The 19,393-nt window shown below is 67.0% G+C and carries 18 protein-coding genes and 1 tRNA gene; 12 read left to right on the forward strand and 7 right to left on the reverse strand.

Annotation, left to right across the window (positions count from 1 at the left end; genetic code table 11):
- Positions 1 to 106: 106 nt before the first annotated feature.
- Genes fabB through M9917_RS10175 form a run of 3 tightly spaced genes read left to right on the forward strand, consistent with a single transcriptional unit; the run spans position 107 to position 3,314 of the window.
- Entirely contained in the window at positions 107 to 1,333 is a 1,227-nt protein-coding gene (fabB, locus tag M9917_RS10165) for a beta-ketoacyl-ACP synthase I (RefSeq protein ID WP_297253308.1), read from the forward strand.
- 7 nt (positions 1,334 to 1,340) lie between these two features.
- Complete coding sequence (gene fabI, locus M9917_RS10170) at positions 1,341 to 2,174, forward strand: enoyl-ACP reductase FabI (RefSeq protein WP_297253310.1); 834 nt, start codon at positions 1,341 to 1,343, stop codon at positions 2,172 to 2,174.
- 9 nt (positions 2,175 to 2,183) lie between these two features.
- On the forward strand, positions 2,184 to 3,314 hold the full coding sequence (locus tag M9917_RS10175) for a PLP-dependent cysteine synthase family protein (RefSeq protein WP_297253312.1): 1,131 nt from the start codon (positions 2,184 to 2,186) through the stop codon (positions 3,312 to 3,314).
- Between the two features lie 25 nt (positions 3,315 to 3,339).
- On the opposite strand, the gene M9917_RS10180 is transcribed toward M9917_RS10175, so the two are convergent.
- On the reverse strand, positions 3,340 to 3,657 hold the full coding sequence (locus M9917_RS10180; RefSeq protein ID WP_297253314.1) for an ArsR/SmtB family transcription factor: 318 nt from the start codon (positions 3,655 to 3,657) through the stop codon (positions 3,340 to 3,342).
- Between the two features lie 96 nt (positions 3,658 to 3,753).
- Here M9917_RS10180 and M9917_RS10185 point away from each other — a divergent pair, with 96 nt between their 5' ends.
- From M9917_RS10185 to M9917_RS10215, 7 genes are all read left to right on the forward strand, one after another.
- Entirely contained in the window at positions 3,754 to 3,957 is a 204-nt protein-coding gene (locus M9917_RS10185; protein ID WP_297253316.1) for a YgaP family membrane protein, read from the forward strand.
- Positions 3,958 to 4,030: 73 nt separating this feature from the next.
- On the forward strand, positions 4,031 to 5,044 hold the full coding sequence (locus M9917_RS10190) for an efflux RND transporter periplasmic adaptor subunit (protein WP_297253318.1): 1,014 nt from the start codon (positions 4,031 to 4,033) through the stop codon (positions 5,042 to 5,044).
- Positions 5,041 to 8,223 carry an efflux RND transporter permease subunit gene (locus M9917_RS10195; RefSeq protein ID WP_297253320.1) on the forward strand — a complete coding sequence of 1,061 codons (3,183 nt, stop codon included), beginning with the start codon at positions 5,041 to 5,043 and terminating at the stop codon, positions 8,221 to 8,223. The genes M9917_RS10190 and M9917_RS10195 overlap by 4 nt, the downstream gene beginning before the upstream one ends.
- A gap of 147 nt (positions 8,224 to 8,370) precedes the next feature.
- Positions 8,371 to 8,964, forward strand: a complete 594-nt coding sequence (locus tag M9917_RS10200) for a MarR family winged helix-turn-helix transcriptional regulator (RefSeq protein WP_297254817.1) — start codon at positions 8,371 to 8,373, stop codon at positions 8,962 to 8,964.
- Positions 8,965 to 9,051: 87 nt separating this feature from the next.
- Positions 9,052 to 9,597 carry a carboxymuconolactone decarboxylase family protein gene (locus M9917_RS10205; RefSeq protein ID WP_297253323.1) on the forward strand — a complete coding sequence of 182 codons (546 nt, stop codon included), beginning with the start codon at positions 9,052 to 9,054 and terminating at the stop codon, positions 9,595 to 9,597.
- A gap of 88 nt (positions 9,598 to 9,685) precedes the next feature.
- Positions 9,686 to 10,240: a peroxiredoxin family protein gene (locus M9917_RS10210; RefSeq protein ID WP_297253325.1), complete on the forward strand. Its 555-nt coding sequence runs from the start codon at positions 9,686 to 9,688 to the stop codon at positions 10,238 to 10,240.
- Between the two features lie 375 nt (positions 10,241 to 10,615).
- Positions 10,616 to 11,113, forward strand: coding sequence for an ureidoglycolate lyase (locus tag M9917_RS10215; protein WP_297253327.1), 498 nt, complete (start codon positions 10,616 to 10,618; stop codon positions 11,111 to 11,113).
- 47 nt (positions 11,114 to 11,160) lie between these two features.
- On the opposite strand, the gene M9917_RS10220 is transcribed toward M9917_RS10215, so the two are convergent.
- Both M9917_RS10220 and M9917_RS10225 read right to left on the reverse strand, forming a co-directional pair.
- Complete coding sequence (locus M9917_RS10220) at positions 11,161 to 11,379, reverse strand: hypothetical protein (RefSeq protein WP_297253329.1); 219 nt, start codon at positions 11,377 to 11,379, stop codon at positions 11,161 to 11,163.
- A gap of 70 nt (positions 11,380 to 11,449) precedes the next feature.
- Entirely contained in the window at positions 11,450 to 13,111 is a 1,662-nt protein-coding gene (locus M9917_RS10225) for an isocitrate lyase (RefSeq protein ID WP_297253331.1), read from the reverse strand.
- Positions 13,112 to 13,319: 208 nt separating this feature from the next.
- Here M9917_RS10225 and M9917_RS10230 point away from each other — a divergent pair, with 208 nt between their 5' ends.
- The gene (locus M9917_RS10230; RefSeq protein ID WP_297253332.1) at positions 13,320 to 14,717 is read left to right on the forward strand and encodes a helix-turn-helix domain-containing protein; all 1,398 of its coding nucleotides are present in this window, start codon (positions 13,320 to 13,322) and stop codon (positions 14,715 to 14,717) included.
- A gap of 106 nt (positions 14,718 to 14,823) precedes the next feature.
- Here M9917_RS10230 and M9917_RS10235 read toward each other — a convergent pair whose 3' ends face one another.
- The 4 genes from M9917_RS10235 to cpdR all read right to left on the reverse strand — a co-directional run bounded on the left by M9917_RS10235 (position 14,824) and on the right by cpdR (position 18,001).
- Positions 14,824 to 15,219 (reverse strand): lipocalin-like domain-containing protein, encoded by a 396-nt coding sequence (locus tag M9917_RS10235; RefSeq protein ID WP_297253334.1) that lies wholly within the window; start codon positions 15,217 to 15,219, stop codon positions 14,824 to 14,826.
- A gap of 393 nt (positions 15,220 to 15,612) precedes the next feature.
- Positions 15,613 to 17,118, reverse strand: a complete 1,506-nt coding sequence (locus M9917_RS10245) for an NAD-dependent succinate-semialdehyde dehydrogenase (RefSeq protein WP_297253336.1) — start codon at positions 17,116 to 17,118, stop codon at positions 15,613 to 15,615.
- A gap of 306 nt (positions 17,119 to 17,424) precedes the next feature.
- Positions 17,425 to 17,499 (reverse strand) — tRNA-Val (locus M9917_RS10250).
- Between the two features lie 142 nt (positions 17,500 to 17,641).
- The gene (cpdR, locus tag M9917_RS10255) at positions 17,642 to 18,001 is read right to left on the reverse strand and encodes a cell cycle two-component system response regulator CpdR (protein WP_038363805.1); all 360 of its coding nucleotides are present in this window, start codon (positions 17,999 to 18,001) and stop codon (positions 17,642 to 17,644) included.
- Positions 18,002 to 18,224: 223 nt separating this feature from the next.
- On the opposite strand from cpdR, the gene M9917_RS10260 reads away from it, so the two are divergent.
- Positions 18,225 to 19,145, forward strand: a complete 921-nt coding sequence (locus M9917_RS10260) for an N-formylglutamate amidohydrolase (RefSeq protein WP_297253346.1) — start codon at positions 18,225 to 18,227, stop codon at positions 19,143 to 19,145.
- Positions 19,146 to 19,393 lie beyond the last annotated feature (248 nt).

The following is a 19,393-nucleotide window of genomic DNA, read 5'->3' on the forward strand; positions in this document are numbered from 1 at the left end:
GCGCCGCGGCCTTGCGCGCGGCGGGCGGCCGGTCCATGTGCGCGGTTGAGGAATCCGGACCGGCGGCCTGTCCGCCGCCGCCCGCCGAATGCTGGAGTTTTAGGCAATGAGACGCGTCGTGGTCACCGGGATGGGCATCGTCTCGTCAATCGGCAACAACACGCAGGAGGTGCTGACCTCGCTGCGCGAGGCGAAATCGGGCATCTCCTTCGTTCCCGAATTTGCCGAGCACGGCTTCCGCAGCCGCGTCGCCGGCGTGCCGACGCTCGACGCCGCCAGCGTGGTCGACCGCCGCGCCATGCGCTTCCACGGCGGCGGCACGGCCTGGAACCATGTCGCCATGGAACAGGCGATCGCCGATGCCGGGCTCGAGGCCGGCGAGGTCAGCGACGAGCGCACCGGCATCATCATGGGCTCGGGCGGCCCCTCGACGCGGGCCCTGATCGACGCCTACGACAAGGCGCGCGAGAGCGGCTCCTCCAAGAAGGTCGGCCCCTTCGCCGTGCCCAAGGGCATGTCCTCCACCGCCTCGGCCACGCTCGCGACCTGGTTCAAGATCAGGGGCGTCAACTATTCGATCTCCTCGGCCTGCGCGACCTCGAATCATTGCATCGGCAACGCCTATGAGCTGATCCAGTGGGGCAAGCAGGACATCATCTTCGCCGGCGGCTGCGAGGAGCTGGACTGGACGCTCTCCGTGCTCTTCGACGCCATGGGCGCGATGTCGTCTTCCTTCAACGACCGGCCGGCCGTCGCCTCGCGGGCCTACGACATCGCCCGCGACGGCTTCGTCATCGCCGGGGGCGCCGGCGTCGTGGTGCTGGAGGAGCTGGAGCACGCCAAGGCGCGCGGCGCGAAGATTTACGGCGAGGTCGTCGGCTACGGCGCGACCTCGGACGGCTACGACATGGTCGCGCCCTCGGGGGAGGGCGCGGTGCGCTGCATGCGCATGGCGCTGGAGGGCGTGAAGGCGAAGGTCGACTACATCAACCCGCACGGCACCTCGACCCCGGTCGGCGACGGCAAGGAGATCGAGGCGATCCGCGAGGTTTTCGGCGCCGGCGACAAGGCGCCGCCGATCGCTGCGACCAAATCGCTCACCGGCCATTCGCTCGGCGCCACCGGCGTGCAGGAGGCGATCTACTCGCTGCTGATGCTGAACAACGACTTCATCTGCGAGAGCGCCCATATCGAGGAGCTCGACCCGGCCTTCGCCGACATGCCGATCGTGCGCAAGCGCATCGACGATGCGGGCTTGGGCTGCGTCCTGTCGAATTCCTTCGGTTTCGGCGGCACCAACGCCACCATCGTGATGAAGCGGCTGGAGGCGTGAGGGCCTGATGCTCCCGCTGATGCACGGCAAGCGCGGCCTCGTCATGGGGGTCGCCAACCAGAATTCGATCGCCTGGGGGATCGCGCGCACCCTCAACGCCCATGGCGCCGAGATCGCCTTCACCTATCAGGGCGATGCGCTCGGCAAGCGGGTCAGGCCGCTGGCGGAGAGCGTCGGCTCGACGCTGGTCCTGCCCTGCGACGTCGAGGATGCGGCCTCGGTCGACGCAGTCTTCGCCGCGCTCGACGAAGCCTGGGGCGGCGAGCCCGAGCGCAATACACTGGACTTCATCGTCCACGCCATCGGCTTCTCCGACAAGAACGAGCTGAAGGGCCTCTATGCCGACACCAGCCGCGAGAATTTCTCGCGGACCATGGTGATCTCCTGCTTCTCCTTCACCGAGGTCGCCCGGCGGGCGGCCGGGCGCATGCCGCATGGCGGCAGCATGATCACGCTGACCTATGGCGGCTCGACCCGGATCATGCCGAACTACAACGTCATGGGCGTCGCGAAGGCCGCGCTCGAGGCGAGCGTGCGCTATCTCGCCGGCGATTACGGCCCGCGCGGCATCCGCGTCAACGCGCTCTCGCCCGGCCCGGTCAGGACGCTGGCCGGCGCCGGCATCTCGGATGCGCGCGCCATGCTGTCCTGGCAGCGCGCCAACTCGCCGCTGCGCAAATCGGTCTCGCTCGACGAGATCGGCGGGGCGGCGCTCTATTACCTGTCGGATCTCTCGGGCGGCGTCACCGGCGATGTCCACCATGTCGATGCCGGCTACCACATCACCTCGATGCCGGCGCTGGACACCTTGCGCGCGGCCGACAGTGGCAACGGCGACTAGCACGCTGAGATGACACATCCCGCATGTGACGATTCCACCCCGTTTCCCTCGGCGCAGGCCGTGTCGCCGGACCGCGACTGGGTGTTCCGGGCCATCGACCTGCTGCAATGCGACGGCCGGCGCTCGGCCGACACCCACCTGATCAACCCGGCGTTTCCCGCGCTGAAGGGGATTTCGATCTACCTGAAGGACGAATCCACCCACCCGACGGGAAGCCTGAAGCACCGCCTGGCGCGCTCGCTTTTCCTTTATGGCATCTGCAACGGCCATATCAGCCGGGGCACGACGCTGGTCGAGGCGTCCTCGGGCTCGACGGCCGTTTCGGAAGCCTATTTCGCGCGCCTGCTCGACCTGCCCTTCATCGCCGTCATGCCGCGCTCGACCTCGAGCGCCAAGGTGGATGCCATCGAGCGCCTGGGAGGCAGCTGCCATTTCGTCGACGAGCCGGCGCGGGTCTACGAGACCGCCGCCGCCATCGCCGGGGAGACCGGCGGCCATTATCTCGATCAGTTCACCAATGCCGAGCGGGCGACGGACTGGCGCGGCAACAACAACATCGCCGAGAGCACCTTCCGCCAGATGGCCAGCGAGCCCCACCCGGTTCCGCGCTGGGTGGTGATGAGTGCCGGTACCGGCGGCACCGCGGCGACGATCGGCCGCTACATCCGCTTCCAGAACCTGTCGACACGGCTCTGCGTGGCCGATGTCGAGAATTCCGTCTTCTTCGATTCCTACAGGACGGGCGACCCGGCCATCACCTCGGCGCGGCCCTCGCGGATCGAGGGCGTGGGCCGGCCGCGCGTCGAGCCGTCCTTCGTGCCGGGCGTCATCGACCGCATGCTGCGCATACCCGACGTGGCCTCGATCGCCGCCGCCCATGTGCTGTCGGAACGGCTGTTCCGGCGCGTGGGCGGATCGACGGGGACCAACTTCATGGCCCTGCTGCTGATCGCGGCCGGCATGATGCGGGAGGGAACGCAAGGGTCGCTCGTCACGCTGATCTGCGATGCCGGCGACCGCTACGCCTCGACCTATTACGAACCCGGCTGGCTTGCGGCGCAAAAGCTCGATATCGCGCCCTACAAGGCGAAGCTCGACCGCTTTCTCGATACGGGAACCGGCCTGGAAGAGCTGTCCTGAGCCGCAGCGGGGGTCTCAAGATCCTTCAGGAGCGCTCGCGACGGCCGCCGGGCGTCTTGGAAACCGGCGCGCAAAACACCGTGTGCATTGCCTGGATCACGCTCAGCGCCTCGCCCTGGGCGATGTGGTAAAAGACCGTCGTTCCCTCCCGCCGCGCCTCGACGAGACCATCCGCCCGCAGCCGCATGAGCTGCTGGGACATCGGCACCTGCTCGATCCCGAGCTCTTCACGCAGATCGGCGACCGATTTCTCGCCGTCGACCAGCGCGCAGAGCACCAGGAGACGCTGCGGATGGGACAGGCTGCGCATCAGCTGGGCCGCCGCCTCCGCCGCCGGGATCATATCCTTTACATTCATGATATTGAATTTATATTCCTTGAATGTTAGATGCAAGCCACCGCACGGGCCGCTGAGGCTCTTAGCGAGGAGAAAGCCAAAATGACAGTCGATCGCGCCGTGATGATGTTCGCAGGTTTGATGGTCCTGGTCTCGCTGGGGCTCGGTTTTTATGTGTCGCCCTGGTGGTATCTGCTCACCGCCTTCGTCGGCCTGAACCTCGTTCAGGCCTCGATCACCGGCTTCTGCCCGGCGGCCATGATCTTCCGCAAGCTCGGTTGCCGGGCGGGTGCCGCCTTCGAGTGACGGCAGCCGCCGTCATGTCCATCTCGGGCCGGGCTTTGCCGCCCGGCCGCCGCCCATGAAAGTCGCGCCTTCCATGCATCGCCCGTTGCCGCATAGCCGCTTCTCGGCCGTTTTGCTCGCGGTCGTCCTCGCCGCCCTGCCGGCGCGGGCGGCCGAGTTCACCGTCAAGGCCGAGACGATCCCCGAGATGAAGGCCGTGTTCGGCCAGGTCGAGAGCCGGATCGTGGTGCCGGCGCGCGCCCGGATCGGCGGTTCGATCCGCGAGCTCGGCGTCAGCCAGGGCGACGAGGTCAGGGAAGGTGAGGTGATCGCCGTCGTCGTCGACGACAAGCTTACGCTCCAGCTGACCGCCGCCGACGCCAAGATCGAGGCGCTCAATTCCCAGCTGGAGAATGCGCGCCTCCAGCTCGAGCGGGCGCAGCAGCTGAGAGCGAGCGGCACCGGCTCGCAGGCCAGCCTCGACCAGGCGACGATGCTCTTCGAGGTGGCGACCAACCAGGTGGCGGCGGCCAGGGCCGAGAAGGCCGTGATCGCGCAGAGCAGCCGCGAAGGCGACGTGCTGGCGCCCGCCACGGGCCGGATCCTCACCGTGCCGGTCACGCCGGGCTCGGTCGTCCTGCCCGGCGAGGTGATCGTGCGCATCGCGCCCGGCCCCTACTATCTGCGCCTGTCGCTGCCGGAGCGCCATGCGGCCGAGATCGTGCAGGATTCGCAAGTCCTCGTCGGCGGGCGGGGCCTGACGCAAGGCCCCGGTGCGTTGCCAGCGGCGCGACGGGGGCGGATCGTCAAGGTCTATCCGGAAATCGCCGAGGGGCGCGTGATCGCCGATGTCGAGGTAGGGGGAATCGGGGATTATTTCGTCAACGAACGCACGCTGGTCCGGGTCCCCGTCGGCAAGCGCAAGGTGCTGGCGGTTCCGCCCGACGCGGTCCGGACAGTCCATGGCGTCGATTATGTGCGCATCGCCGCCGGCGGTGGCCCGATGGATGTCGCGGTCATTCTGGGCGAGAGCTTCGGGGAGGGCGGGGAGCGGCGCGTCGAGATCCTCTCGGGCCTGCGCGACGGCGACCGGGTCCTGCGCCCATGAAGCTCGGCATAGCCGGCGCTCTCACCCGCGCCTTCATCGCCTCGCCGCTGACGCCGCTCTTCCTCCTGGCCTCGCTCGCGCTGGGGCTCGTCGCGCTCGTCACGCTGCCGCGCGAGGAGGAGCCGCAGATCTCCGTGCCGATGGTCGACATCCGCGTCGATGCCAACGGCCTGCGTGCGGAGGATGCGGTCAAGCTCGTCACCGAGCCGCTGGAGACCATCGTCAAGAGCATCGACGGCGTCGAGCACGTCTATTCCCAGACCGACGACGACGGCGCCCTGGTCACGGCGCGCTTTGCGGTCGGCACCAGTTCGGACGCCGCGATCCTGCGGGTGCATGAGAGGATCCGCGCCAATCTCGACCGCATCCCGGTCGGCATCCCCGAGCCGCTGATCGTCGGGCGCGGCATCGACGACGTGGCGATTGCCGTCGTCACTCTCCGGCCGACGCCGGCGGCGGCCGAGCGCTGGAGCGCCAACGGGCTGACGCGGCTCGCGCGCGAGCTCAAGGTCGAGATCGCGAAGCTGCCCGATATCGGCCTGACCTACATCGTCGGCGAGCAACCCGAGCAGTTCCGCGTCGAGCCGGACCCGGAGAAGCTCTCGCTCTACGGCATCACGCTGCAGCAGCTCGCCGCCAAGATCGAAGGGGCGAACCGCTCCTTCCGGCTCGGCCTCGTCCGCGAGGAGGGCGGCCAGCGCGCCGTCGTCGCGGGGCAGACCCTGCAGGGGCTGCCAGAGATCGGCAATCTCCTGCTGACCGCGCGCGACGGCCGCCCCGTCTATGTCCGTGACGTCGCCCGGGTGGTGCTGGAGACCGCGCCGATGGAAAGCCGGGTCACCGACATCCGCAAGGTCGGCGATGGGTTCGAGGCCGCGCCGGCGGTCTCGCTCGCCATCGCCAAGCGCCCCGGCACCAACGCCGTGGTGATCGCCGAGGAGATCGTGGCCCGGCTCGGTGAGGTCCGCGGCCGGATCTTCCCGGCCGAGATCGAGATGACGGTCACGCGCAACTACGGCGAGACCGCCAACGAGAAGGCGAACGAGCTGCTCTTCCATCTCGGTCTGGCGACGATCTCGATCGTGCTCCTGGTCGCCGTGGCGATCGGCTGGCGCGAGGCGATCGTGGTGGCGCTCGTCATCCCGACGACGATCCTGCTCATCCTCTTCGCCGCCCGGCTGATGGGCTATACGCTCAACCGCGTCAGCCTGTTCGCGCTGATCTTCTCGATCGGCATCCTGGTGGACGACGCCATCGTGGTGATCGAGAACATCGCCCGCCATTGGGCGATGCGCGACGGGCGCCCGCGTGCGCAGGCCGCGATCGACGCCGTCGCCGAGGTCGGCAACCCGACCATCGCCGCGACGCTGACCGTGGTCGCGGCGCTGCTGCCGATGCTCTTCGTCTCCGGCATGATGGGGCCCTATATGAGCCCGATCCCGGCCAACGCCTCGGCTGCGATGCTGTTCTCGTTCTTCGTCGCCGTCATCCTCACCCCCTGGCTGATGCTGCGGATCGGGGGAGGCCATGTCGCCGGCGGGCACGAGGATGCGAATGGCGGGCGGCTCGGCCGGCTCTATGTCGCGCTGGCGCAGCCGATCCTCAAGACCCGTGCGCGGGCCTGGGCCTTCCTCATCGTCGTCGGCGTCGCGACCGTCGCCTCGCTCGGGCTCATCTACACCCGGCACGTCACGGTGAAGCTCCTGCCCTTCGACAACAAATCCGAGTTGCAGGTGGTGCTCGACCTGCCGAAGGGCTCCTCCGTCGAGGCCACCGACCGCGCGCTCAGGGAGATCGTTGCCCGCCTTGCCCCGGTGCCGGAAATCGTCTCCTTCCAGAGCTATGCCGGCACCGCCGCGCCCTTCGACTTCAACGGGCTGGTGCGGCACTATTACCTGCGCGCCAACCCCGAGCAGGGGCAGGTTACGGTCAACCTCTCGCCCAAGGACGCGCGCGAGCGCGCGAGCCATGCGATCGCGCTCGAGCTGCGCGAGCGGCTGAAGGGGATCGGGCTGCCGGAGGGCACGGTCGTCAAGGTGGTGGAGCCGCCGCCCGGCCCGCCGGTGATCGCGACGCTGCTGGCCGAGATCTACGGCCCCGATCCGCAGACGCGGCGCGCGGTGGCCGACAAGGTCCGCGAGGCGTTCGGGCGCGTTCCCTTCATCGTCGATATCGACGACAGCTACCACAACCGGCCGGAGCGGGTGCGCCTCGCCATCGACCAGGACAGCCTGGAGTACTACCGGGTCGAGCAGTCGGATGTCTACGACACGCTGCGTTATCTCTATGGCGGGGCGAATGTCGGCTATTCCCATCGCGGCGATGGGCGCCCGCCGATCCCGATCCGGCTCGCCTTGCCCAAGGGGGCCGGGGTCGTCGACGAGACGGTGCTCGCCACCCCCGTGCCGGCCAATGCGCTGCCGGGCGGGCGCAGCGTGGTCGAGCTCGGCGACGTCGTCGGCGTCCGGCGCGAGCCGGGCTCCTATCCGATCTTCCGGCATAATGGCCGCGCCGCCGAGATGGTGATGGCGGAGCTTGCCGGCGCCTATGAGGCGCCGCTCTACGGCATGCTCGCCGTGCAGGAGGAGATCGACAGGATCGATTGGGGGAGCCTGCCGAAGCCCGCGATCGCCCTGCATGGCCAGCCCGAGGACGAAAGCCGCCCGACCCTGCTCTGGGACGGCGAATGGGAGGTCACCTGGGTGACGTTCCGCGACATGGGCGCGGCCTTCATGGTGGCGATCCTGGGGATCTACATCCTGGTCGTCGCGCAGTTCGGCTCGTTCAAGCTGCCGCTCGTCATCCTCACGCCGATTCCGCTCACCTTCATCGGCATCATGCTGGGGCACTGGCTGTTCGGCGCGCCGTTCACCGCGACCTCGATGATCGGCTTCATCGCGCTCGCCGGCATCATCGTGCGCAACTCGATCCTGCTCGCCGACTTCATCCGCCATGCCCGCCGGCCCGGAAGGCCGCTCGTCGACGTGCTGCTGGAGGCCGGCGCGATCCGCTTCAAGCCGATCCTGCTGACCGCCATCGCCGCGATGATCGGCGCGGCCGTCATCCTTGCCGATCCGATCTTCCAGGGGCTCGCGATCTCGCTCCTGTTCGGCCTCGCCTCGTCCACGGCGCTGACGGTCCTCGTCATCCCGGCGATCTACCGCGTCCTGAGGACATGAGCCACTGGCCGGGCCCGGCTCCATCTTCGCGCTCAGCGGGTTGACGGTTATAATTAGGAGTCCTATCAATATCGTGTGGACCCTGTAACCGACCCCGATCCCATGACGATCTGCTTGCGCGAGGGCTTTGAGCGCATCGCGCTCGTCATGCGCGCCGAAAGCTGGGCCTCGGCCGCCGGGGCCGGGGTCAATCCCGCCCAGGCGCAGGTGCTGGCCCTGCTGACGGGCAGGCCCGCCGGACTGCGGCCGAAGGAGATCGCGGCGCATCTTGCGGTCTCCGCCGCGAGCATCGCCGATACCCTGTCGGCGCTCGAACGGAAGGGCCTGCTGGAGCGTTCGCCCGATCCGGGCGACGCGCGGGCCGTGATCGCGCGGCCGACGCAGGAGGGGCGCGGCATCGGCCGGAGGGTCGCCGGGGCGGCTTCGACGATCGCGGTGGCTTTGGCTGAACTGACGCCGGCCGAGCAGGCCGATTTGCTGCTGACCCAGATCAAGCTGATCCGAACGCTCCAACGCGCCGGTGCCATACCGATGCAGCGGATGTGCGTGAGCTGCCGCCATTTTCGGCCGAACGCCCATCCGGGCGCGAGCCGTCCCCATCATTGCGCCTTCGTCGACGCCGCGATCGGCGAGCGGGATCTCCGTCTCGATTGCGGCGAACACGAAGCGGCCGAGCCGGCCGTCCAGTCCGCGAACTGGGCGGCATTCGAAGCGCCCGGCCGTGCCGTTCCGCCGTCGTGAGACGCGGAACGCAAAGGCGGCCCGGCGACTGCCATCGCCGGACCGCCCCGATAACCCCCTCCAGGCAACAGAGAAGGTCAGGACATCATGCCACATGTGAACCTCGTCGACCAAGCATCGGCACCGGAAGCCTCAAGGGCCACGCTCAGGCAGATCGCGGCGGCGTTCGGCACCGTTCCCAACATGTTCAAGGCGGTGGCGAACTCGCCCGCCGCCTTGGCCAGCATGTGGGGCGCGTTCGGCGCGCTCGGGAAGGGACGCATCGGCGCGAAGCTCGGCGAGACGATCGCCGTGGCCATCGCCGACCGCAATCGCTGCGATTACTGCCTCGCGGCTCATACCGTGCTCGGGCAGAAGGCCGGCGCGACGGCAGCTGAGATGGCCGAGGCGCAGCTCGGGCGCGCCGCCGATCCGAAGACGGCGGCCGCGCTCGCCTTCGCGCTGAAGGTCGTGGAGAACCGCGCCGCTGTCGGTGCGGCGGATGTCGAGGCGCTGCGAGCCGCCGGATTCGACGACGAGGCGGTGGTCGAGATCATGGCCCATGTCGCGCTCAACCTGTTCACCAACTATGTGAACGTCGCCTTCGCCGTGCCGGTCGACTTTCCGGTCGTCGCGCTTTCGCGCGCGGCGTGAGGCTCTGGATCGCCGTTCCGCCCCACCGGAGGCGAAGTGGCGATCCAGCTTTTTGTTTTAGCATCGGTGGAACTGGAAGGAGATCGGCATGAACGCCCTGGCGCCCGAGCTTTCGGTATCGCGCTGGCTCAACCTGGCGGGCGCGCCGCCGCCCAGCCTGTCCGGGCTTCGCGGCAAGGTCGTCGTTCTGCACGCCTTCCAGATGCTGTGCCCGGGATGCGTCTCGCACGGCATCCCGCAGGCGCAGAAGCTGCACCGGCTGCTCGCGGGCCGGGGCGATGTCGTGGTGATCGGCCTGCACACGGTGTTCGAGCATCACGCGGCGATGACGGAGGTCGCGCTTGAAGCCTTCATCCACGAATACCGGCTGACGATGCCGATCGGGATCGACCGCCCGGCCGCGCGTGGGCCGATCCCCGAGACGATGGGGCGCTACGACATGCGCGGCACGCCGACCACGATCGTGATTGACCGGGACGGTGTGATCCGCGAGCACGCCTTCGGGCAGGCCGACGACCTTTCGCTCGGCGTCATGGTGGGGGCGCTGGCGGCGACGCCGCCTAGGGCTTTCGCTACCGAGCCGGCGGTTTCCGAGGATTGCGCCGGGGGGGCATGCGCCGCGCCGGCGAGCCCGCCAGGATGACCGCCGGGCGAGGCGGCCGGAGGCCTGCAGGCGGGGCTCCGAAGCCTCTCGGATCTGGCGCCCCGGCGCCGGATGGTCATCTTACGGGCATGCACGCCGCGCAACAGCTTGTCCCGCTGTTGGATATCCTCATTCCCCGGGACTGTTGCGCATGGTGCTTTTGAACCGACTCATCGATTATGGTCGCGGCTTCGACGGGGGCTGGCTCATGGCCCACGCCGGGGCATGCGGGTGGGTGTCCGTTCTGTCGGCATCACGCGCTGCGACCGTATGCGGCGTCGCAAAGAGGGACGGAAATGAACGCGATGAAGCTGCGGTGGGTGGTGCCGGACCGCCTCTTCGCCGCCGTCCTCACGGGCCGGTGAGGCGCCGGCCATGCGCTGCATTCAACTGGAGCCCCTGACCGTCGAGGCTTTCGCTCCGTTCGGCGACGTCATCGAGGCGCCCGTCACCGGCGGCGTCTCCGCGAATTCGGGAACGGCGCTGCGCTTCGACGATGTCGGCACGCTCGACCTGACGGCGGAAGCCGCTTCTGCCTGCGTGTCGATCTTCAGGTCCGAGCCCACGGCGACCCCTCTCCTCTGCCGGGTGATGGAACGGCACCCTTTGTCGACGCAGATGTTCGTCGCGTTGCAGCCCTATCCCTTCATCGTGGTGGTTGCCGGCGGCGGCGCGGAGCGTCCCGACCCGTCTTCCCTGCGCGCCTTTCGCACCAATGGCGCGCAGGGCGTGAACTATCGCCGCGCCCTCTGGCATCATCCGCTGATCGCGCTCGATATGCGGACCGATTTCGTCATGGTCGGTCGAAAGGGGCCGGACAATTTCGAGCTCGTCGATCTGGCCGAGCCTGTGCGCGTGGAGCTTGCGCCCTGACGCGGCGCGCCGGCATTCAGGGATCCCGGCGCGCGCCATAATGAGATCTAGGCGTCGTCGCCGTGCGCCGCCTCGTTGATCACGATGGCGGGCATGTTCGAGAAATCGACCGCCCGGGGCCCCTTTGGCCCGATCGCGAGCTGGAGCGTCTTGATGACGTGCAGCAGGCGCTTCACGGATTCCTGCGCCTGCGGAGAATTCTCGTCCAGGACGAGGGGCTTCAGGCAATACTCGATGATCTGCTGCGGACGTTCATACTGGGTCATGGTCTGGTCCTTCGATGGAGTGTGCCGGTGACAGCGGGGAGGGATCGTCCCTCCCCGTCGGCTCCCGCAATCAGGCGGCGGCGAACTGGTTCATGGTGTTGGCGTGACCGCCCGCCTTAAGCGCCCGTTCGCCGCCGACCATTTCCTTGAAGCTGTCGCCAAGGTCCGAGCCCACCTCGTGCTGGTGCCTGACCGCCGAGATGCCGCGCCGGATCTCTTCGCGCTGAACGGTGTTGACATAGGCCTTCATCCGATCCGGGCCGAAATAGCCGGCCGCCAGCTCGTCCACGCTTTTCGCCGTGAGGTGGAAGGTCGGCAGCGTGATCAGATTGTGGAAGACGCCGGCCTTCGCCGCGATCTCGACCTGGAAGCGGGCAAGGCGCTCATCCGCTTCCCGTCCGAGCTCGCTGTCGTCCAGCGCGGCCGCCATCAGCGCCGTCCCGTCGGGATAGGTGTCGGCGGCGATGCGCCCCTCGGCCAGCCACTCCGAGCGAACCTGCTTGCGGATGTTGAGCGTCCAGTTGAACGAGGGCGAATTGTTGTAGGCGAGCTTGGCCGATGGCGCGGCCCTGCGGATCTCGGCCACCATCGAGGCGATCTCGTTGACGTTGGGCGTATCCGTCTCGATCCAGAGAAGATCGGCGCCGCCCTCGTTGATGAAGGCGATGCAGTCTTCGATGACGCGCGCCCGCCCCGTGCCCTCGCGGAACTGGAACAGGCCGTTGGCGATCCGGCTCGGCCGAACCAGCTTGCCGTCCAGCCAGATCGCGACCTCGCCCTCGCCGAGCGGCGACGCGGCCGTGACAGCCTCGGTCTTGAGCCATTTGGTGTATTGCGAGGCCAGATCGCCCGGCTTCTGGCTGACCGGGATCTTCTGGGTGAGGCCGGCGCCGAGGCTGTCCGTGCGGGCGACGACGACGCCGTCGGTGACGCCGAGCTCCTCGAAGGCCAGCCGGCAGGCGCGCAGCTTCTCGATGAAATCCTCGCGCGGAACGGTCACCTTGCCGTCCTGGTGGCCGCACTGCTTCGCGTCGGACACCTGGTTTTCGATCTGCAGGCAGCAGGCCCCGGCCCGGATCAGCTCCTTCGCCAGCAGGTAGGTCGCGTGCTCGTTGCCGAAGCCGGCATCGATGTCCGCGATGATCGGCACGACATGGGTTTCGAAATTGTCGATCGCGGCGACAGCCTTGATCTCGGCCGCGACATCGCCGGCGGCACGCGCCTGCTTCAGCGCTTTGAAGAGGTCGTTCATCGCGACCTCGTCCGCTTGACGAAGCGAGACGTAGATTTCCTCGATCAGATCGGCGACGGCGGTCTTCTCGTGCATCGACTGGTCCGGAAGATGGCCGAAGCGGTTGCGCAGGCCAGCCACCATCCAGCCGGAGAGATAGACATAGGCGCCCTTCGCCGTGCCGCGCAGGCGCTTCACCGACTTGATCATCTGCTGCGCGTGGAAGCCCGACCAGCAGCCCAGCGATTGGGTGAACCTCGACGAATCCGCATCGTAGGCCGCCATGTCGCGGCGCATGACGGTGGCCATCTCCCGCGCGATGTCGAGATGCGTGTCGAACGAGTTCTGAAGGCGGAGCTGGACGATATCGTCGACCGAAACGCCGCCGGGAGCGAAGCCCGACGGATAGCGCGCCTGGAGCTCGGCATTCAGTTCGGCGTAGCTGCGGCGCCTGCGGTCGTTCGGTGCGGCGACGGTCGGGTTCTGCACGATCGCATTCATGGCGAATAGCCTCTTGGTGTGGGTGAAGCGTTCCGATTCACGATGCAGGCCGCCGCTTCCCGGTGGCCTGCCTCTCCGCTCGTCGCGGCGTCGAAGCCATGTTGACAGAGCGCTTCAGCAAGACAAGAATTACTTGTAAATCAACGTGTTAATATGAAAATTCTTGTCAATCCTGGCGTTGATCGAGTCAATGTTGTAAAGGTTCGACGTGCAGCAATCGAACGTCCAGATCGGCGGCCGGATCAAGCGGCTGAGAAGGCAGCGAAAGATCAGCCAGGCGGCCCTGGCGGAGGCGCTCGGGATTTCGCCGAGCTATCTCAACCTGATCGAGCACAACCGGCGGCGGATGACCGTGCCGCTGCTGTTCAAGGCGGCGAGCTATTTCGGGGTCGAGCCGGGGGAGTTCGCCGAGAGCGAGGAGCCGCGCCTGGCCGGCGACCTGATGGAGCTCTTCGGCGACGATCTTTTCGTCGATTGCGATCTGACCAACCAGGACATCAGCGACCTCGCCACCTCCAACCCCGCGGTCGGCCGCGCCGTGATGCGCCTCTACGATCGATATCGCTCGCTCAACACCGTGGCCAATCCGGTCAGCGCGCAGATCGAGGCCGGCGATTCCGTGACCACCGACGCGGTTTCGGATTTCCTGCAGCAGAACGCCAACTACTTCGCGGTCCTCGAGGCCGCCGCCGAGCGGATTCGCGCCGACATCGACCATGCCTCGGATTCATTCGAGCATGGCTTGCGAACCTATCTGCACAATGTCTTCGGCTTGCAGTGGCGTCTCGCCGCGCTCCCGCCCGGGAAGACACGAAAGGTGGACGCCGATCGCGGAGAGATCCTGACGGCCGATCTCCTGCCCGCCGAAACGGCGGCGTTCACCGTTGCCCAGCACCTTGGCCGGATCTCGGCGGGCAGCGCGATCCAACAGCTGATCGTCGCTGCTTCACTTCCCGAAGAGGCGCAGCCGGTGGCGCGCAATGCCTTGACCGCCTATTTCGCGGCGGCGCTGATGATGCCCTATGAACCGTTCCTGCAGGCGTGCAAGGAAACGCGTTACGACATCGAGCGGATCGGCCGGCGCTTTCGCGCGAGCTTCGAGCAGGTCTGCCACAGGATGACGACGCTGCAGCGCCCCGGGCGCAGCGGCGTTCCGCTTCATCTGGTTCGGACCGATATCGCCGGCAATATCTCCAAGCGCTTTTCGCTGTCCGGAATTCACATTCCACGGCATTCGGGGGCATGCCCTCGCTGGAACGTCTATGGCGCCTTCCTCAACCCCGATCGCATCAATGCCCAGGTCAGCCAGATGCCGGACGGCCAGCGGTTTTTCTGCATCGCAAAGGCGGTGACGAAAGGGGGATATCGCCACAACGAGCCGAAGCGCCATCTTTCGATCGGCCTGGGCTGCCATGTCTCCTTCGCCGGAGAGCTGGTCTATTCGGATGGCGTCGATGTCTCCAATATGGAGCTCGCCGTCGCGATCGGCGTGGGCTGCCGCATTTGCCCCCGCGCCGGGTGCGCGCAACGGGCCCATCCCGCGGCGGGCCATCGAATGGCGATCGACGACAGCGAGCGCTCCGAGAATTTCTACGCCAACACGTGATCGCTGCGGCTGCGGTCCGGATTTTTACGAGAAGGGGATTCCCGTTTTCGGTTCGATGCTCTAGCGCCTCGCGTGGCGTGGAGCGGAAATGCGCGCGCATTGCCAGTTATGGGTTCGCGGGCCCCAGCCGCCAGATGCATACCCATTGCAGCTCTCGTTGCTCCTGGCGGGAGCCGTAGAGCCGCAGCGGTGGTCTCAGAACGAGGGTGTCGTTCGATAGTCGGAATTCCCGCACCTGGCGGCCGCCGATCCGGGCTGGATCGGAAGCCATATCGACCAGGGTCTCCAATCGATCTCCCTTTATCTCGTAGACCCCGCCATAGGACGAGTAGGCCCGGCTGGCGCCTTCGGAGAGGCTGACATCACCGTTGCACAGCGCCGCAAGCAGGCGCCCATGCGCAAAGCAGAGCTGTCCGACGGGATGCCGGCCGTAGGGGGCCGGAAGTTCATGACCGGCTTCATCCCAGGCCTTGCTCGCGACAAGGCGCCAAATCCCCTCCAACGCGCATCTCTCCACGATCGTATTCCTTGTGGCTCAGCGAGCTCACGGCGTGAGCCCGGCGCGAATTCCATACATCACGATACGCGGGCGAGCGCGAGGTGACACCTGGTGTCACATCGGCACCCTCGTCGAAACCGTCTACATTACCGAATGCCAGAACTATCGCGCAAACGCAGGATACGCTTCCGTCAAAACGTTAAAGAATTTAACTTCGGCCGCAGCGTCCGCACAGCCGTCAGCGCAAGACTATATAATAGCGCTTCATATCGACCGAGGCGGGGCACGCCGGCAGGTTGCCGGAAACGAAAAGGCCCGGCGGCGCCAGTGCACCGCCGGGCTGTCTTTTGAACCGATATCGTCAAGGCGAGCCGCCGGTTCTTTCCGGTCGACGTGCTACCGTGCGCCGAGACCGCCGACGGCCATGTATTTCAGCTCCAGATACTCGTCGATCCCGTGCCGGCTGCCTTCGCGCCCCAGCCCGCTTTCCTTGACGCCGCCGAACGGCACCTCGGCCGTCGAGATCAGCCCCTCGTTGATGCCGATGATGCCGAACTCGAGCTGCTCGGCGACGCGGAAAATGCGCCCGACATCACGCGCATAGAAGTAGCTGGCGAGGCCGAAGGGCGTGTCGTTGGCGAGCTTGATCGCTTCCTCTTCGTTATGGAAGCGGAACAGCGGAGCGATCGGTCCGAAGGTTTCTTCCTGAAACACGATGGCATCGCGGGAAACGTCGGCCAGGATCGTGGGCTGAAAGAAGCCGCCGCCCAGGGCATGGCGAGCGCCGCCCAGAACGACGGTCGCGCCCTTCGCCACGGCGTCCTTGATGTGCTCCTCGACCTTCCGGACCGCCGCCTCGTTGATGAGCGGGCCCTGCGTCACGCCGGGCGAAGTGCCGTCCCCGACCTGCAGCCCGGCGACAGCCACCTTCAGCTTCGCGACGAAGGCGTCGAAGACGCCGTCCTGGACGAAGATCCGATTGGCGCAAACGCAGGTCTGCCCCGAATTGCGGTATTTCGACATCATCACGCCTTTGACGGCCTCATCGAGATCCGCATCGTCGAAGACGATGAAGGGCGCGTTGCCGCCAAGCTCCATCGACGTCTTCTTGACCGTGGCCGCGCATTGCTGCAGCAGCGTGCGGCCGACTTCCGTCGAGCCGGTGAACGAGAGCTTCCTGACGATCGGGTTGCCCGTGAGCTCCCCGCCCGTGACGCTGGCAGGGCCGGTGATGACGTTGCAGACGCCCGGCGGCATTCCCGCCTGTTCCGCCAATACCGCGATCGCCAGAGCCGAATAGGGTGTCTGGCTCGCGGGCCGGACAATGCCCGTGCAACCGGCGGCCCATGCCGGCCCGGCCTTGCGGGTGATCATGGCGGACGGGAAATTCCAGGGCGTGATCGCGGCGAAAACGCCGATGGGCTCCTTCGTCACCAGAACCCGCCGGTTCTGGGTATGAGGCGGTATGGTCTCGCCATAGACGCGACGGGCCTCCTCCGCGAACCATTCGAAGAAGGCCGCGGCATAAACGATCTCGCCCTTCGCTTCCGCGAGCGGCTTGCCTTGCTCGGCTGTCAGGATTGCCGCCAGATCGTCGGCGTTCGCCACCATCAGCTCGGCGAGCTTTCGGATGATCTTGCCTCGCTCGCTCGCGAGCAAGGCCCGCCATTTGGGGAAGGCAGCCTGGGCGGCCTCGATCGCCCGTCGGGTTTCGGCCACGCCCATCGCCGGGACGGTGCCGATCTGCCGGCCCGTGGCGGGGTTCACGACGGCCGTCACAGCCCCGTCGTCGGCACCGACCCACTGACCATCGATGTAGTTCGTCCCGCGCAGCAGCGAAGGATCCCGGAGCGAGGGAATAAAGGGAGGTGCTTCAGCTCGTTCACTTGCCAGAGATTGCATCGTCACTCTCGTCGATATGGAAGACGCAGCCAGGAGCATTCCCGGCTGCGTCGAAACGATATCACACTATGTCGACGGGCTGCGGCCCGCGAGAGTGCTTCGTCAGAATTTGTGAAGCATCATGCTGATCGGCTCGGTCGGCTCCACGGCGCGCAGCGGGATCGGCAATCCTCGTAAGGCATTCACTGAGTGGTTACTGGGGGTGGCTGCGCCACCGGCTGCAATCGCCGCTCCCGATTTTAAAGGATCGAGGGCGCAAAGGCGAAAGGCCCCACAAGTCCGACGACTTGCAGGGCCTCTCGAAAATGGTGGGCGCGACAGGGATCGAACCTGTGACCCCTACGATGTCAACGTAGTGCTCTCCCGCTGAGCTACGCGCCCTTATCGCCGCCCGAGGCGACTTTACGGAAACGTGGCCGGGCCGTGCGGGCCGCGGTCACGCTGCGAGGTGAGGCGGCTATAGCGGCTCGCCTCGCCGGTTGCAAGGCACCCGCCGCAGAAATTCGCGGCGGCCGCCGGCCCCTCAGGCCGCCAGCAGCTTCTCGACCTCGTTGACCAGCTCACGCAGGTGGAAGGGCTTGGACAAGACCTTGGCATCCTTCGGCGTTTGCGAATCGGGGTTCAGCGCCACGGCGGCGAAGCCCGTGATGAACATCACCTTGATGTCCGGATCGAGCTCGGTCGCCCGGCGCGCCAGCTCGATGCCGTCCATCTCCGGCATGACGATGTCCGTCAGCAGGAGCTCGAAGGGCTCCTCGCGCAGGCGGTTGTAGGCCGAAAGGCCGTTGTCGAAGGAAGCGACATCGTAGCCCGCGTTCTGCAGGGCCTTGACCAGGAAGCGACGCATGTCGTTGTCGTCTTCCGCGAGCAGTATCTTCGTCATGGGGCTGATCTGTCCGTCCCGGAGACCTGTGTGTTTCAATAACGTCTGGCGCCCGACTCGAGGCCGGACCTGGAACGGCTGGGTAATCACCCCTCCGCTCAGTTGGAACCATGTCTTTCCATAACGCCGCATCATGGTAAACAACCCGTGAATCCGATGGTGGATTTTCGGGCCTCGCGAGAGCGCTTCAACCGCTGCGGTTTGTGTGCTTCTCTCGCAGGCGATGAACCCGCCCTGCGCCCCGCTTCCGCCCGCTCCCGACGATGTCGTCGCCGAGATCGAGCGGCCCTTCAGCCTGTACCAGCCGGCGCTCCAGCTCGTGCCGGTGGTGGTCGACGTGCCCCATGCCGGGCGGCGCTATCCGAGCGGCTTCGTCGCCGGCGCGCGGCTGCCGCTGCGCGGCCTCAGGCGCTCCGAGGATGCCTATGTCGACCGGCTGTTCGCGCACAGCGTGGCGCTTGGCGCGCCGCTTCTGGTGGCGCAGTTCCCGCGCGCCTATCTCGACGTCAACCGCGAGCCCTACGAGCTCGATCCGCGCATGTTCGAGGGCCGGGTGCCGCCCTTCGCCAATACGCGCTCGATGCGCGTCGCCGGCGGGCTCGGGACCATCCCGCGCATCGTCGGCGACGGGCAGGAGATCTATCCCGGGCGGATCCCGATCCAGGAGGGGCTTTCGCGCATCGACGGGCTCTACCGCCCCTATCATGCGGCCTTGCGCGGCCTCGTCCAGCGCACGCAAGGGCTGTTCGGCACCTGCATCCTGGTCGATGCGCATTCGATGCCCTCGGCCGGGCTCGACCGCGACGGACCGGCGAAATCCGACATCATCCTGGGCGACCGCTTCGGCACCAGCGCGGCGGCTTACGTCTGCGACATCGCCGAACAGGCCTTCGCGCGGCTCGGCCTCAGCGTCACGCGCAACCGGCCCTATGCAGGCGGCTTCATCACCGAGCATTACGGCGCGCCGGCGGCGGGCGTGCACGCGCTCCAGATCGAGGTGAACCGGGCGCTCTACATGAACGAGGCGACGCTGGAACCGCATGGCGGCTTCGAGGCGATCGAGCGGGCGATGGCGAAGGCGATGGCGGATTGCTTCGCGCGCTGGAGCGGCTGGCTCGACGAAGGACGCGAGGCCGCCGAATAGCGGCGGCGACATCCAAGAAAAAAGGGCCGCACACTGACGTGGCGGCCCAAGTCTAGGGAGGAAACGCCCAAGGAGGGCAACGAAGGTTTGAGGTCATCTCCCCTTCGCAGTGCACAATATGAGAGTGCGTCGCAAAACGCAAGCGGAATCGGAAGGAATCGGGGGCGCCATGCATCAGGTGCATGGTGTTGGCATGAAACACTGGGGTTTTTCGGATATTTCCGCTTCCGGGCCCGGATCGGTGGGCA

This window comes from Bosea sp. (in: a-proteobacteria) (assembly GCF_023953965.1).
Taxonomy (GTDB): Bacteria; Pseudomonadota; Alphaproteobacteria; order Rhizobiales; family Beijerinckiaceae; genus Allobosea.

Excerpts from the sequence above, each read along its gene's own strand:
- M9917_RS10215 (WP_297253327.1), top strand. The coding sequence starts at position 10,616 with ATGCGCTGCATTCAACTGGAGCCCCTGACCGTCGAGGCTTTCGCTCCG.
- cpdR (WP_038363805.1), bottom strand. The coding sequence starts at position 18,001 with ATGACGAAGATACTGCTCGCGGAAGACGACAACGACATGCGTCGCTTC.
- fabI (WP_297253310.1), top strand. The coding sequence starts at position 1,341 with ATGCTCCCGCTGATGCACGGCAAGCGCGGCCTCGTCATGGGGGTCGCC.
- M9917_RS10260 (WP_297253346.1), top strand. The coding sequence starts at position 18,225 with ATGAACCCGCCCTGCGCCCCGCTTCCGCCCGCTCCCGACGATGTCGTC.
- M9917_RS10195 (WP_297253320.1), top strand. The coding sequence starts at position 5,041 with ATGAAGCTCGGCATAGCCGGCGCTCTCACCCGCGCCTTCATCGCCTCG.
- M9917_RS10185 (WP_297253316.1), top strand. The coding sequence starts at position 3,754 with ATGACAGTCGATCGCGCCGTGATGATGTTCGCAGGTTTGATGGTCCTG.
- M9917_RS10180 (WP_297253314.1), bottom strand. The coding sequence starts at position 3,657 with ATGATCCCGGCGGCGGAGGCGGCGGCCCAGCTGATGCGCAGCCTGTCC.
- M9917_RS10190 (WP_297253318.1), top strand. The coding sequence starts at position 4,031 with ATGCATCGCCCGTTGCCGCATAGCCGCTTCTCGGCCGTTTTGCTCGCG.
- M9917_RS10205 (WP_297253323.1), top strand. The coding sequence starts at position 9,052 with ATGCCACATGTGAACCTCGTCGACCAAGCATCGGCACCGGAAGCCTCA.
- M9917_RS10225 (WP_297253331.1), bottom strand. The coding sequence starts at position 13,111 with ATGAATGCGATCGTGCAGAACCCGACCGTCGCCGCACCGAACGACCGC.
- M9917_RS10200 (WP_297254817.1), top strand. The coding sequence starts at position 8,371 with ATGCGCGCCGAAAGCTGGGCCTCGGCCGCCGGGGCCGGGGTCAATCCC.
- M9917_RS10210 (WP_297253325.1), top strand. The coding sequence starts at position 9,686 with ATGAACGCCCTGGCGCCCGAGCTTTCGGTATCGCGCTGGCTCAACCTG.
- M9917_RS10175 (WP_297253312.1), top strand. The coding sequence starts at position 2,184 with ATGACACATCCCGCATGTGACGATTCCACCCCGTTTCCCTCGGCGCAG.
- fabB (WP_297253308.1), top strand. The coding sequence starts at position 107 with ATGAGACGCGTCGTGGTCACCGGGATGGGCATCGTCTCGTCAATCGGC.
- M9917_RS10220 (WP_297253329.1), bottom strand. The coding sequence starts at position 11,379 with ATGACCCAGTATGAACGTCCGCAGCAGATCATCGAGTATTGCCTGAAG.
- M9917_RS10245 (WP_297253336.1), bottom strand. The coding sequence starts at position 17,118 with ATGCAATCTCTGGCAAGTGAACGAGCTGAAGCACCTCCCTTTATTCCC.